The organism is Demequina muriae, assembly GCF_030418295.1.
GTDB classification, from domain to species: domain Bacteria; phylum Actinomycetota; class Actinomycetes; order Actinomycetales; family Demequinaceae; genus Demequina; species Demequina muriae.
The window spans coordinates 78,765-92,406 of record NZ_JAUHQA010000001.1; the positions used below are offsets into that span (position 1 = coordinate 78,765).

Below are 13,642 nucleotides of genomic sequence, written 5' to 3' on the forward strand. Positions count from 1 at the left end.
GGTCCTTACGCGCTCGCCAGGAACCGGTCGTAGCCCTCGGCCTCAAGCTGCTCGGCGAGCTCGGGGCCGCCCTCTTCGGCGATGCGTCCGTCCACGAAGACGTGCACGAAGTCGGGCTTGATGTAACGGAGGATCCGCGTGTAGTGCGTGATCATCATGACGCCCAGGCCGGTGGTCTCCTTGACGCGGTTCACGCCTTCGGACACGATCCGGAGCGCATCCACGTCGAGTCCTGAGTCCGTCTCATCGAGGATCGCGATCTTGGGCTGCAGGAGCTCCATCTGGAGGATCTCGTGGCGCTTCTTCTCGCCGCCGGAGAAGCCCTCGTTGACGTTGCGCTCGGCGAACGCGGGGTCCATCCGCAGCTGCTCCATCGAGGCCTTCATGTCCTTGACCCAGTGGCGCAGCTTGGGTGCCTCGCCGTCGAGCGCGGTCTTCGCCGTCCGAAGGAAGTTGGACACCGAGACGCCGGGGACCTCGACCGGGTACTGCATCGCGAGGAACAGGCCCGCCTTGGCGCGCTCGTCGACGCTCATGTCGAGCACGTTCTCGCCGTCGAGCAGCACCTCGCCGTCGGTGATCTGGTACTTGGGGTGTCCGGCGACCGAGTAGGCCAGCGTGGACTTCCCCGAGCCGTTGGGACCCATGATGGCGTGCGTCTCACCAGAGTTGATGGTGAGGTCCACGCCCTTCAGGATCTCCTTGGTGCCCTCAGGCGTATCCACGCTCACGTGGAGGTTCTTGATTTCCAGGGTGCTCATGTGTTGCTCCAAACTCTTAAGAAGACAGGGGGTTGTCGACGTCGACGAGCACGCGCTCGCCGTCGATGCGGACGGGGTAGGTGGCGACGGGGTCGATCGCGGGCAGCTCGTCAGGGACGCCCGTGCGCACATCGAAGCGGCTCCCGTGCGCCCAGCACTCGAGGTGGCAGCCGTCGACGTCGCCCTCGCCGAGCGGAACCTCGCCGTGCGTGCACATGCCGCCGATGGCGTAGTAGTCGCCGTCATCGGTACGGACGACCGCGACCGGCGTGTCCGTGCCGTCCGCCAGCGTGAGGTCGGTCTGCAGTGCGGACCCCGGCTCGAGAGCCGTCACGTCGCACGCGAACTGCTCAGCCATGGTCGCCCTCTGACAGTTCCTCGTTGACGTGCTCCAGCTCGAGCTCGATCGCGTCCATGAGGCCCTGCTCGACCTCGGGCACACCGATCTCCTGCACCAGGTCGGCGAAGAAGCCACGGACGACGAGTTTGCGCGCGAGGTCCTCGGAGATGCCACGCGAACGCAGGTAGAACATCTGCTCGTCGTCGAACCGGCCGGTCGCGGATGCGTGGCCCGCTCCCTCGATCTCACCGGTCTCGATCTCGAGGTTCGGCACCGAGTCGGCGCGAGCGCCGTCGGAGAGCACGAGGTTGCGGTTGAGCTCGTACGTGTCGGTGCCCTCGGCCTCCTTGCGGATCAGCACGTCGCCGATCCACACGGTGCGAGCCGTGGCTCCCGCCAGCGCACCCTTGTAGGTGACGCGCGAGGTGCAGCGCGGCACCGCGTGGTCCACGAACAGCTGGTGCTCCTGGTGCTGGCCCGAGTCCGCGAAGTACAGGCCGAACAGGTCGACCCTGGCCCCCTCGCCGGCGAAGGCGACCGACGTGTTGAGACGGACCACCTTTCCGCCGAGCGTGACGACCGAGCCGCGCAGGCGCGAGTCGCGGCCCAGACGGGCGACGACCTCTCCCGCGTGCACCGCATCGGCCTCCCACATCTGGAGCAGGACGAGCTTGAGGCCGGCGTTCGCGCCGAGGTCCACCGAGACGAACTCGGAGTACGTCGCGGAGCCCTTGCGCTCGATGACGACCGCAGCCTCCGAGTTGGTGCCTGCCTCGACCAGGAGGTGGCCGCGTGCGTCGGCGCCGTTCCCGGTCACCGTGATGGTGATCGGCTTGTCGACGATGGTGCCCGGCGCGATCGCCAGCACCTTCGCTCCGCCGGAGTGAGCAGCGGCGACGGCCGATGCGCGGTCGCCTGGGGCGCGGACGGAGCGCTCACGCGCGCTCGCCACGTCCAGGTCGGTCAGCGTGACGCCCTCGGGGAGGTCGGGGACGCTCCAGTCGAGGGTGCCGCCGGCGTCGACGTCCTTCAGGACGGGTGCGAGGTCGCGGACGGCGGAGAACCGCCAGTCCTCCTCGCGCCCGGTCGGCATCGCGAACGCGTCCACGTCGAAGGACGTGGGACGGTCCGCGCGCGACGCGTCGGGGGTGGGAGCGGCGAGGCCGTGCGTGTGCGCGGCGTCGGCGGTGGCTCGGGTGTGATCAGTGACGGTCAACCGACGGATCCTTCCATCTGCAGTTCGATGAGGCGGTTCAGCTCGAGCGCGTACTCCATGGGCAGTTCGCGCGCGATGGGCTCGACGAACCCGCGCACGATCATGGCCATGGCCTCGGTCTCGGTCATGCCTCGGGACATCAGGTAGAACAGCTGGTCCTCGGACACCTTCGAGACGGACGCCTCGTGGCCCATGCTGACGTCGTCCTCGCGCACGTCGACATATGGGTAGGTGTCGGACCGGCTGATCTGGTCGACGAGCAGCGCGTCGCACAGCACGTTGGACTTGGAGCCCTTGGCGCCCTCGAGCACCTGGACGAGACCGCGGTAGCTGGTGCGACCCCCGCCGCGCGCGACCGACTTGGAGACGATCGAGCTCGACGTGTTGGGAGCGGCGTGCACCATCTTGGCGCCCGCGTCCTGGTGCTGGCCCTCGCCTGCGAAGGCGATCGACAGCGTCTCGCCGCGAGCGTGCTCGCCGAGCAGCCAGATCGCCGGGTACTTCATGGTGACCTTCGAGCCGATGTTGCCGTCGACCCACTCCATGGTGGCGCCCTCGGCGGCCGTGGCGCGCTTGGTGACGAGGTTGTACACGTTGTTCGACCAGTTCTGGATGGTCGTGTAGCGCACGCGGGCGTTCTTCTTGACGATGATCTCGACGACGGCCGAGTGCAGCGAGTCCGACGTGTAGATCGGCGCGGTGCAGCCCTCGACGTAGTGCACGTACGAACCCTCGTCCGCGATGATCAGCGTGCGCTCGAACTGGCCCATGTTCTCCGTGTTGATGCGGAAGTAGGCCTGCAGCGGGATGTCGACGTGGACGCCCGGGGGGACGTACACGAACGATCCGCCCGACCACACAGCTGTGTTGAGCGCAGCGAACTTGTTGTCGCCGGCGGGGATCACGGTGCCGAAGTACTGCTCGAACAGCTCCGGGTGCTCCTTCAGCGCGGTGTCGGTGTCCATGAAGATGACGCCCTGCTCCTCCAGGTCCTCGCGGATCTGGTGGTAGACGACCTCGGACTCGTACTGCGCCGCGACGCCGGAGACCAGGCGCTGCTTCTCCGCCTCGGGGATGCCGAGCTTGTCGTACGTGCGCTTGATGTCCTCGGGCAGGTCCTCCCAGCTGGTGGCCTGCTTCTCGGTGGAGCGCACGAAGTACTTGATGTTGTCGAAGTGAATGCCGGAGAGGTCGGATCCCCAGTGCGGCATCGGCTTCTTGCCGAAGAGCTTGTAGCCCTTGAGACGCTGGTTCAGCATCCACTCGGGCTCGTCCTTCAGCGACGAGATGTTGCGCACGACGTCTTCGGAGATGCCGCGGGCCGCGATGGCACCGGCACTGTCGGAGTCGTGCCACCCGAACTCGTATGAGCCGATCGAGTCGATGATCTCCTCATCGGTCTGCGCGGGAGCCTTGTCGGTGGGAGTGCTCATAGTCATCCTTCCTTGGCCGCCGCTGTCGCGACGGGGATGGTCGTGGTGCACACATGGGCGCCGCCTGCCAGGGTGGACAGGCGCTGGACGTGGACGTCGAGGATGCGAGAGAAGACCCGGGTCTCCGCCTCGCACCACTCGGGCGCCTCCTCGGCGATGGACTGGATGGGGCAATGCCCCTGGCACAACTGGACCGTGTAGCCGCCGGGGCCGGGCCGCACGGAGGTGGCGAAGCCCTTGTCGGCCAACGCCCGTGACAGCGCGTCGACCCTCTCCGACATGGGGGCGTCCGCCGGGACCGCCTCCTCGAGTGCAGTCTCGAGCTCGGCCATCTTGGCCTCGACGAACTGGTCGAGCTGCCCGTTCTCGCGCATGAACGACATCGCGTCGACGGCCACGGACGTGTACGCCGTCGCGAGCGACTGCTGTCCTTCCGTCGTCGCGACGTAGGACTTGGACGGGCGGCCCCGCCCGCGCGCGTGGTGACCGGCGGGCTCGTGCTCGGTGATGAGGCCGTCGAGACCGAGCGCGCCCAGGTGACGACGCACCCCAGCCGGGGTGACGCCGAGCTCATGAGCGAGGGTCGAGGCGGTGATCGGTCCAGCAGACGCGATCAGACCGAGGACGCGGTCACGCGTAGTGTCGTTGCCGATGGTGCCCTCCTTCTGGTCTCGTGCTTAGACAACAGTGTTGTTGCTGAATTCGTTCCCGGCAAGCAAGGACGACCTAACCTGAGCGTGCGGTGACGCCCCGCGGCGCCCCCGAGCGCCGTCCGATGGCGGGACCTTCGGGGTGCGCGATCTAGGATTGGGGCGTGCCATCCCGCCTCGTTCACGCCCTGCGATCCGCCCTGACATGGGTCCTCGACCTCGTCGCCCGGCACGGACGCGGCTTCACCATCGCCAACATCCTCGCGCAGGCGGGCATCATCGTCACCGGTGGCGTCGTGCGGCTCACGGGATCCGGACTGGGGTGCTCCACCTGGCCGCAGTGCGAGCCCGGGCGCTTCACCCCCGAGTTCCACAGCGAGAACTGGCTGCATCCCGCCGTCGAGTTCGGCAACCGGCTGCTGACGTTCGTGCTGGTCATCGTCGCCCTCGGGGTCGCCATCGCCGTATGGCGCAACCGTCCCGACCTCAAGTGGCTGGGGCTCGTTCCCGGCATCGGCGTGATCCTGCAGGCCGTCGTGGGCGGCATCACCGTGCTCGTCGAGCTGCACCCGCTCGTGGTAGCCCCTCACCTGCTGCTCTCCGCGCTGCTGGTCTGGTACTCGGTGTGGCTTGCGCTGAGATATCGACGCGCACCCCGGCGTGCGGGGCGGCCGATGCGGTGGTCGCTTCGCCTGTCCTCGCTCCTGCTCGTGGTGCTGCTCGTCCTCGGCGCCCTCACCACCGGAGCCGGTCCGCACTCGGGGGACGCCGATGCGACCGAGCGGCTCTCTCTTGATCCCGCGATGATCGCCAGGGCTCACGCTCTCGCGGTGTGGGCATTCGTCGCGTGCCTCGCGTGGATCGTCTGGCGGGTCCGCCGCGACGTGTCCGAGTCCGCCCACCACGCAGCAGGCGGTCGCGACGAGGTGCGCCGCGCATGGGTGGTGCTGGTCATCATCACGTTCGCCCAGGGCGGCATCGGCTACGCCCAGTACTTCACCGGTCTGCCCGAGGTGCTGGTGGGGCTCCACCTGGTCGGGGTGGGCGCGCTCACCGCTGCTCACGCCGCGATGCACTACCTGCTGAGCGCTCGGCGCTCACCGACCGCTGCGGCCTAGCAGCCGCTCACTCGCCAGTGCCGGTCGCCTATCGCTGAAGGCGCGTCGCCTCCGGACGCATCCAGGGCGCATCGGCCGCCCTCAGCGTCGCATACCCGCTGCGACGCGCGTGGTCGGCGGCGAGGAACCCCGCCACGGCCGACGAGGCGTGGATGCGTCCGTCCATGACCGCGTCGACGGCGTCGTCGAGCGCGACCCACGCGCCGAGCATGTCGCTCTCTTCGTCCGTGCGCACATGACGCTCGTCTGCGGGCACCTCGCCGATGCCACGGGCCAGGAAGATGCGCACCGCCTCCGAGCTCGACCCGCCTGACGGGTAGTAGTCGACGAGCGTGTGCCACTCGGACGCGGTGAGGTCGGCCTCCTCGTGCAGTTCGCGACGCGCCGCATCGACCGGGGACTCCCCCGAAACATCGAGCAGGCCGGCGGGGGGCTCCCAGCACTCGGCGCTGACGGGGTGGCGATATTGACGCACCAGGTAGACCCGGTCGGCGTCGTCCATCGCGATGATCACCACGGCGCCAGTGTGGCGTAGGTAATCTCGCGTCACCTCACCGGCCTCGCCCAGATCCACCTCGTCGCTGGCGACGTTCCACACTTTGCCCTCGAAGCGCTCGTGGGTCGCGAGGACCGGTCGCTCGGCACGGAGATCGGCGAGCGACGCCTCCGCCATCATGCAGTCGCGGGCTCGGTCGTCGCCTCTGCGGCGGCCTCGCGCACCTCGAGAGCAGCGCCGATGAGCCCGGCGAACAGCGGGTGCGCCTTCGTGGGCCGCGACAGGAACTCGGGGTGGGCCTGCGTCGAGATGTAATACGGGTGAGTCTCGCGCGGCAGCTCGACGAACTCGACCAGCTCGCGGTCCGGAGACTCCCCCGACACCACGAGACCGGCCTCCTCCAGCTGCTGGCGATAGGCGTTGTTGACCTCGTAGCGGTGACGGTGACGCTCGCCGACGGTGGTCGCGCCGTAGGTCTCGGCCGCGACCGACCCCTCCTTGAGGACCGCCTGGTACTCGCCCAGCCGCATGGTGCCGCCCATGTCGCCTTCACCATCGATGAACTCGTGCTGCTCCTCCATGGTGGCGACCACGGGGTGCGGCGTTCCCGGGTCGAACTCGGAGCTCGAGGCGCCCTCGAGGCCGAGCACGTTGCGGGCATACTCCATGACCATGGTCTGAAGGCCCAGGCAGATGCCGAGCGTGGGCACGCGGTTCTCGCGCGCCCAGCGCAGCGCGCCGATCTTGCCGTCGACGCCGCGCACGCCGAAGCCGCCAGGCACCAGCACGGCGTCGACGCCGCCCAGTGCCTTCTGCGCGCCCTCAGGCGTCTGGCACGTGTCGGAGGCGACCCATCGGATACTGACCTTCGCGCTGTGGTGGAAGCCGCCAGCGCGCAGCGCCTCGCCCACCGACAGGTAGGCGTCCGGCAGGTCGACGTACTTGCCGACCAACGCGACCTCGACCTGGTGCTGGGGGCGGTGGACGCGGTCCAGGACTTGCTGCCACGCGCCCCACTCGACGTCGTGGAACGGCAGGTTCAGGCGCCGGACCACGTACGCGTCCAGACCCTCAGAGTGCAGCACGCGGGGGATGTCGTAGATGCTGGGGGCGTCCTTGGCGGTCACGACCGCCTCGCCCTCGACGTCGCACATCAGGGCGATCTTGTTCTTCATCGCCTGCGGGATCTCACGATCAGCGCGGCACACGATCGCGTCGGGCTGGATGCCGATCGAACGCAGCGCCGCCACCGAGTGCTGGGTGGGCTTGGTCTTGAGCTCCCCCGACGGGCCGATGTACGGCACCAGCGAGACGTGCAGGAAGAACACATTGTCGCGGCCCACATCGTGCCGGATCTGACGTGCTGCCTCGAGGAACGGCTGCGACTCGATGTCGCCCACGGTGCCGCCCACCTCGGTGATGATGACGTCGCACTCGGGTCCCGCCTGATCGCGCATGCGGCGCTTGATCTCGTCGGTGATGTGCGGAATCACCTGGACCGTGTCGCCCAGGTACTCGCCGCGGCGCTCCTTGGCGATCACCTGCGAGTAGACCTGGCCGGTCGTGACGTTCGAGCTCGCCGACAGCTTGACGTCGAGGAAGCGTTCGTAGTGTCCGATGTCCAGGTCGGTCTCGGCACCGTCATCGGTGACGAAGACCTCGCCGTGCTGGAAGGGGTTCATCGTGCCCGGATCCACGTTGAGATAGGGATCGAGCTTCTGCATCGTGACGCGCAGTCCGCGCGAGCGCAAGAGGCGTCCCAAGGACGATGCAGTAAGGCCTTTGCCGAGGGAGGACACAACGCCTCCCGTGACAAAGATGTGACGGGTGACATGGTCCGTGCCGGACGAGAATCGCGTTCGCTCCACGGGCTTCAACACTAACAGCGATTCAGGTGGCCGACATCGCGACGAGGCCGATCGTCTGCCGATTCATCACGGCGTCGGGGGCACCAAGGTGCGCCCCTCCCCCGGTCCATAGTGGCCGACGGTGCCAGAAAAGGCCTGGGAGATCGCGAGTGGCACCGAGATCTGGCCGTAGCTGTCGGTGCCCTCCACGACCGTTGCCACGACGGCCGATGCATCGGGAGAGTTCTGCACGGCGCTTGCCAGATCGCCGGGCGCGTCGGGCCCCGAGGCGACCGCGACTCCTGCGGTGTAATCCGCCAGCACCACCGCGGTCGCGGCGAGCGAGCTCGACAGCTCGGCCCTGGCGGCATCGTCCTCGGCGCCCGGGCCGGCGATGATCGCGAAGGACTCGATCGGCGCAGTGGTGGTGCCGGAGACGAGCTCCGCCTCGACCAGCAGGTCGAGGAGCAGCGCCGAGCGTTCAGCGGCGTTGGCAGGATCGGGGAAGTCTGTTCCGGAGAGGTCGTCCTCGGTGGAGCCGGGCGGCAGGACGCCCGGCATGAGCGCCTGTGCCAGCGCGTGCGACAGCACCGTCGTGGGCGAGGTCGCGTCGTCCACCCCGACCACGTTGGGAGCCATGGTGGACGCCAGCGACGAACGGAAGGCCGTCTGGTCGGGATTCGTCCACGCCTCTTCGATGACGATCTCTGCCGCCACGGTGGCACCCGCCTGCACGAGCCGGTCGCGGACGCCGGAGGAGTCCTGCGGATCCGGCCCGGCGACCTCCACGGTGGCCACCGCCACCCCCAGCAGGGTCTCCGACAGCAGCGCTGGCGCCGCTTCGTCCGTGAACTGCTGTGCGGTGGTGGTCTGCGCCTGGGCCGCATCGGCGTCCGCACGGGCCGACTCGGCCTCCTCCTCGAGGGAGGAGATCTGGTCCGACAGGTCCCCGACGAGCGCGTCCCGCATGGGACCGGAGCCGAGCACGACGCCGACCGCGAGCGCAAGGAACACCGCGACGAGCGACACGACGTGGTAACGGAAGTCCTTCATCATGTGCCACCGATCCACGACGTCGCCGCCGTCCAGAGGTCAGCCACCCACGCCCGCCCGGCCGGGGTCGAGGCGATCGCCACGGCCAGCGCGAGGAGGCCTGAGACGACGAGCAGGACGAGCGTCCAGGCGGAGTAGCGGTGCCGGTAGACCTGCGCGACCGCAGGCGCATCGACGATGCTCGTGCCCGCCTGGAGCCGGGCCAGGAACGTGCCCGACGCATCGGCCTGCGAGGTGTCGAGGTAGTCCTGAAGCGACGACTCGACGCCGACCGTCACGATCACCGACGCCCCGCCGGCGTGTGCCAGCAGGATTGCGAGGGCCACGGACGACAGCGCCGAGTCGGAGACGCTGTGCGCGAGGCCGAGCGCGTCGACGCGTGCCTGCCCCGAGGCACCCCCACGTGGCTCGTGAAGCAGCACGCGGTCAGCAGACCGCAGTGCATCATCGCCGACGCCGTCGACGTCTCCGATGATGAGGTGAGGCGCCGAGGCCAGCGCGAGGGTCGCATCGGCCGCCTCGCCGACGGCGATGAGGATGGGGCGATGGTCGCGGACATAGCGTCGAATCGCGGTGAGCTGCTCGCGGTGGCGGAGGCCGGGCGCGACGATCACGACGTGGCGCCCGTCGAGGTCGAGTCCCAGGTCGGGCAGGCCCGCACCGTCGAGGATCGTGTCCGCCTCGCGCTCGACGTGGTCCATCGCATTCGCAGTGAACGTCGCGAGCTGGACGCGCAGACCCTCGGTGGCGCCGACCATCACCTCGGTCAGCACGTCCAGCGTGACGAGCCTTCCCTCCGCGATGACGTCGCCGCCCACCAGCACCTGAGACCCGCTGATGCTCGCCTGGGCGCCGTCCTTGGTTCCGAGGATCGCGCCGCCCACCTCGTCGATGAGCGGGATGTCCGCCTCGAGGAGGACACGAGGCCCTCCGGTCGGATACCTGCCGGAGATCGCGGCCTGGACGTCCACCACGGCGGCAGGACGACGCTCCGCGATGGCCTCGGCGGTCTGCTGATCGAGGTCGAGGATGTCGATGACGGCCACGTCTCCGGGGCGCAGGCGACGCAGCAGCGTCCTCACACTCGGTTCGATGCGCAGAGCGCCGGTGACGGTGCCGTCGTCCCCGCTGGTCGTGCGGTCGGAACGGCTCATGCCGTCATCGTGCCACGGCGGAGCCCTCCAACAGCTCAAGCGCATGGGCGCGTGCCGTCGTCGAGTCCTCCTGGCCCGACAGCAGCCGTGCGATCTCCTGCACTCGGTCCTCGCCAGTGACGGCGCCCACCTGTGCACGCGTCACCGCGCCGTCGGTGGATTTCGCCACCACCACGTGGGTGTCGGCGAAGGCGGCCACCTGGGCCAGATGCGTGACGACGATGACCTGGTGCGTGCGCGCCAGCTGAGCCAGTCGGTTTCCGACCGCCACGGCCGCCTTGCCGCCGACGCCAGCGTCCACCTCGTCGAAGATGAACGTGCGCGCCGTGTCATCGGACTCATGGTCGGCGCCGGCGAGCGACACCTCGATTGCCAGCATGATGCGCGACAACTCGCCGCCGCTCGCCGCGTCCGCGACCGGGCGGTGGGGAGCCCCCGGGTGAGACGCCAGCGTCATCGTCACCACGTCGGCGCCATGCGCCGTCGGCTCGGTGCGCTCGACCGCGATCGCGATGTCAGCATCCGGCATCGCGAGAAGCGCCAACTCGTCGCGCACCGCACGCGCGAGTCGCTCGCCGACCGCGGCGCGCGCGTCGTGGAGAGTCGTGGCTGCGGCCTCGAGCGCCGCGCGGCAGCGCGCCTCGTCCTCCCGACGGGCCACAAGAGTCTCGTCCCAGGCGTCGTCCTCCTCGACCCGCGGACGAGCGCGCTCGGCGTAGGCGAGCACGCCGTCGACATCCGGCACGCCGATGCGGCGCGTCAGCGTCGCCAGGTCGGAACGGCGCTGGTTGATCTCGTCGAGACGGCCCGGATCGGCGTCCAGGCGGTCGAGATACGAGGCGAGCTCCGCGCCGACGTCCGTCGCGCCGTACGAGTAGTCCGCGAGGCGCTCCTCGAGCGCTGCGAGCGCACTGTCATGCCTGGCCGCATCCGCGAGAGCACGCCGAGCGGCCTCGAGCGTCGCGACCACCGTGATCGCCTCGTCGCCCGCGATCGCCTCGTATGCGGCCGCGGCGCCGGTGCGCACCGCCTCGGCGTTCTCCAGCACCCCGGCCTCGGCGACGAGCGCCGCGTCCTCTCCCGCCTCGGGAGCGACAGCGTCGATCGCGGCGAGGTCGTCGCGCAGGCGAGCCACCTCTGCGCGCTCGGCGTCGGCTCCTTCCTGCATCCGGCGCAGGCGCTCCGCGGCCGTGAGCCACTCGTCCCACGCTGCGGCGTAGTCGCGACGCGCATCGGCGGTCTCGGCGCCGCCGTACGCGTCCAGGGTGTCGCGCTGGCGGGCGGGCGAGCGCAGACGCACCTGATCCGACTGACCGTGCACGGTCACCAGCTCCGCCGCGACCTCGCCCAACAGGGTCTGCGGAACGGTGCGACCGCCCATGACGGCGCGCGACCGCGTGGTCGCTCCCACCGTGCGGGCCACCACCGCCGAGCCGTCCTCCTCCACGGCGACGCCCGCGTCGGCCAGACGCTCGGCGAGCGGCCCTGCGGCCGGGACGTCGATGATCGCCTCGGCGACCGCCGCATCGGCCCCTGTGCGCACCGTGGCGGGAACGGTCTTCGCCCCCAGGATCAGACCCAGGCCCGTCAGCACCATCGTCTTGCCCGCGCCCGTCTCGCCGGTCACGCATGTCAGTCCTGGACCGAACTCGAGTCGCGCGGACTCGATCACCCCGAGATCGGAGATGGTCAGCTCATGCAGCACGGGTCACCCGTCCTCGTCGGGGCCGCCGGCACGCACCGGTTCGGCCACCGGCGCAGCGTCGTGCTCGACAGCCCAGTGCTCGGAATGGATCTCCTGACCGATCGGCGTCGGGTAGGCGCGTTCGCCCCGCCAGCCGTCGGTCGGCAGGGAGAACTTGCGCACCAGACGGGCGGTGAAGGGAGCGTCGGACATACGCGCGAGGCGCACGCTGTGCACTCCGCGGCGGATGTCGACCACGGAACCGCGGCCCGCCTCGATGCTGTGCGCGCCATCGAGCACCACCTGGCCGGACGACTCGGAGCTGGGCACCACCTGGATCGCGAACGACGATGACGGTCCCACCACGAGGGGGCGGGCGAACAGCGCGTGCGCCGCGAGAGGGACGCACAGCAGCGCATCCACGTCTGGCCACATCACCGGGCCGCCCGCGGAGAAGGCGTGAGCCGTGGACCCGGTGGCGGTCGACACCACCACGCCGTCGCATCCGAAGCTCGACAGCGGCTCGCCATCGACGGCGAGCGTCACCTCGAGCGTGCGCAGCCGGTTCGCGCGCTCGAGCGTCGCTTCGTTGAGGGCCCATCCCTCCTCGACGGTGCCGTCGGCGCTGGTGACCGTCACGCGGAGGGTGCCGCGCTCCTCGACCGTGTAGTCGCCGTCGGCGAGGCGCTGGGCGGCACGAGCGACATCGTCGCGCTCCAGCTCGGCGAGGAATCCCACCCGGCCAAGGTTCACTCCCAGCAGCGGAATGTCGGTGCCGTGCGTCATGCGGGCGGCGTGCAGCATCGTGCCGTCTCCTCCCAGGACGATCGCGGCCTCGATCGGCACGGACACGCCGGGCGTGAAGTCAGTGCAGCAGTCGATGCCCGCGTCAGCGAGCACCCGCGCGACCTCCTCGCCTGCCTCGAGGGTCTCGGGGCGGTGCGGATTGGCGACGATCAGGATCCTGCGGGTCATGAGTCTTCCTTCACCTCGCGTGCAATGGCCTGCTCGAGCAACTCTCCGTCGAGCACAGGACGCGCGTGCGCGTCGCCGCTCCTAGCCTGCCAGACGTTCGAGGCCCAGATGAAGAACTCCACGTTGCCCTGTGGGCCAGGCAGTGCGCTGCGCGCCACCCGATGCAGAGTGAGCCCCGCATCCGCCATGGCCCGGGCCACGCCACGGACGGCCGATGCGCGTGCTGCCTGGGACGTCACGACGCCTCGCGCGCTCAGCTTGCCGCGCCCCACCTCGAACTGCGGTTTGACCATGAGCAGGTGATCGGCGCCCTCGCCGGCGAAGGCCACGAGCGCGGGGATGACGAGCGGCAGCGCGATGAACGACAGGTCGGCGACGACGAGACCCACGCCCGCACCCGGGGTGCTCGCGTCGAGATCGCGTACGTTGACGCCCTCGCGCACCGTCACGCGCGCGTCGCCACGGATCGACGGGGAGAGCTGATCATGGCCCACGTCGACGGCCAGCACATGAGCGGCCCCCCGCTCGAGCAGCACCTGGGTGAAGCCACCCGTCGAGGCGCCCGCGTCGAGCGCCCGGCGTCCGTCCACGGAGAGCCCGTCCGGAGCACACGCGTCGAGAGCGCCGACGAGCTTGTGGGCGGCACGCGAGACATAGCGTCCCGCGTCGGGAGCGACGTCTAGCACGGCATCGTCCGACACCGGGTGCGCGGACTTGGTCGCCACTCTGCCGTCGACGGTGACCGCGCCTGCGGCGATCAGTTCTTGGGCATGCGAACGGGACCGAGCAAGCCCGCGTGCATGCAATGCCCGGTCGAGGCGCACCACGGCCCCTCCTGCATCGATGTCGTCACTGCTCTGAGTCGTTGCTACTGCCCTGCGTCGTCGTGACGGCTCCGCGTGGTCTGGACAGCGG

General features: G+C 69.6%; 13 protein-coding genes. 1 reads left to right on the forward strand and 12 read right to left on the reverse strand.

From position 1 onward, the window contains the following. Window positions 1-5: 5 nt before the first annotated feature. Genes sufC through QQX02_RS00400 form a run of 5 tightly spaced genes read right to left on the reverse strand, consistent with a single transcriptional unit; the run spans window position 6 to window position 4,403 of the window. Complete coding sequence (sufC, locus tag QQX02_RS00380) at window positions 6-761, reverse strand: Fe-S cluster assembly ATPase SufC (RefSeq protein ID WP_301140505.1); 756 nt, start codon at window positions 759-761, stop codon at window positions 6-8. A gap of 16 nt (window positions 762-777) precedes the next feature. Further along, window positions 778-1,119, reverse strand: a complete 342-nt coding sequence (locus QQX02_RS00385) for a Rieske (2Fe-2S) protein (protein WP_301140507.1) — start codon at window positions 1,117-1,119, stop codon at window positions 778-780. Then, window positions 1,112-2,317 (reverse strand): Fe-S cluster assembly protein SufD, encoded by a 1,206-nt coding sequence (gene sufD, locus QQX02_RS00390; protein WP_301140508.1) that lies wholly within the window; start codon window positions 2,315-2,317, stop codon window positions 1,112-1,114. Before sufD ends, QQX02_RS00385 begins: the two co-directional genes overlap by 8 nt. Next, window positions 2,314-3,756, reverse strand: coding sequence for a Fe-S cluster assembly protein SufB (gene sufB / locus QQX02_RS00395; RefSeq protein WP_436968487.1), 1,443 nt, complete (start codon window positions 3,754-3,756; stop codon window positions 2,314-2,316). The genes sufD and sufB overlap by 4 nt, the downstream gene beginning before the upstream one ends. Continuing rightward, window positions 3,753-4,403, reverse strand: coding sequence for a helix-turn-helix transcriptional regulator (locus QQX02_RS00400; RefSeq protein ID WP_367304242.1), 651 nt, complete (start codon window positions 4,401-4,403; stop codon window positions 3,753-3,755). Before QQX02_RS00400 ends, sufB begins: the two co-directional genes overlap by 4 nt. A gap of 161 nt (window positions 4,404-4,564) precedes the next feature. On the opposite strand from QQX02_RS00400, the gene QQX02_RS00405 reads away from it, so the two are divergent. Continuing rightward, window positions 4,565-5,518: a COX15/CtaA family protein gene (locus tag QQX02_RS00405; RefSeq protein ID WP_301140511.1), complete on the forward strand. Its 954-nt coding sequence runs from the start codon at window positions 4,565-4,567 to the stop codon at window positions 5,516-5,518. 28 nt (window positions 5,519-5,546) lie between these two features. Here the strand turns inward: QQX02_RS00405 and QQX02_RS00410 are convergent, their stop codons facing one another. From QQX02_RS00410 to QQX02_RS00440, 7 genes are all read right to left on the reverse strand, one after another. Then, complete coding sequence (locus QQX02_RS00410; RefSeq protein WP_301140512.1) at window positions 5,547-6,191, reverse strand: NUDIX domain-containing protein; 645 nt, start codon at window positions 6,189-6,191, stop codon at window positions 5,547-5,549. Then, the gene (gene pyrG, locus QQX02_RS00415; RefSeq protein ID WP_301140513.1) at window positions 6,191-7,882 is read right to left on the reverse strand and encodes a CTP synthase; all 1,692 of its coding nucleotides are present in this window, start codon (window positions 7,880-7,882) and stop codon (window positions 6,191-6,193) included. Before pyrG ends, QQX02_RS00410 begins: the two co-directional genes overlap by 1 nt. 66 nt (window positions 7,883-7,948) lie before the next feature. Continuing rightward, on the reverse strand, window positions 7,949-8,917 hold the full coding sequence (locus tag QQX02_RS00420; protein WP_301140515.1) for a copper transporter: 969 nt from the start codon (window positions 8,915-8,917) through the stop codon (window positions 7,949-7,951). Then, window positions 8,914-10,068 (reverse strand): putative cytokinetic ring protein SteA, encoded by a 1,155-nt coding sequence (steA, locus tag QQX02_RS00425; protein WP_301140516.1) that lies wholly within the window; start codon window positions 10,066-10,068, stop codon window positions 8,914-8,916. Before steA ends, QQX02_RS00420 begins: the two co-directional genes overlap by 4 nt. Window positions 10,069-10,072: 4 nt before the next feature. Further along, entirely contained in the window at window positions 10,073-11,773 is a 1,701-nt protein-coding gene (gene recN, locus QQX02_RS00430; RefSeq protein ID WP_301140518.1) for a DNA repair protein RecN, read from the reverse strand. 3 nt (window positions 11,774-11,776) lie between these two features. Next, the gene (locus QQX02_RS00435; protein WP_301140519.1) at window positions 11,777-12,727 is read right to left on the reverse strand and encodes an NAD kinase; all 951 of its coding nucleotides are present in this window, start codon (window positions 12,725-12,727) and stop codon (window positions 11,777-11,779) included. Continuing rightward, entirely contained in the window at window positions 12,724-13,554 is an 831-nt protein-coding gene (locus QQX02_RS00440) for a TlyA family RNA methyltransferase (RefSeq protein ID WP_301140520.1), read from the reverse strand. Before QQX02_RS00440 ends, QQX02_RS00435 begins: the two co-directional genes overlap by 4 nt. Between the last annotated feature and the right edge of the window lie 88 nt (window positions 13,555-13,642).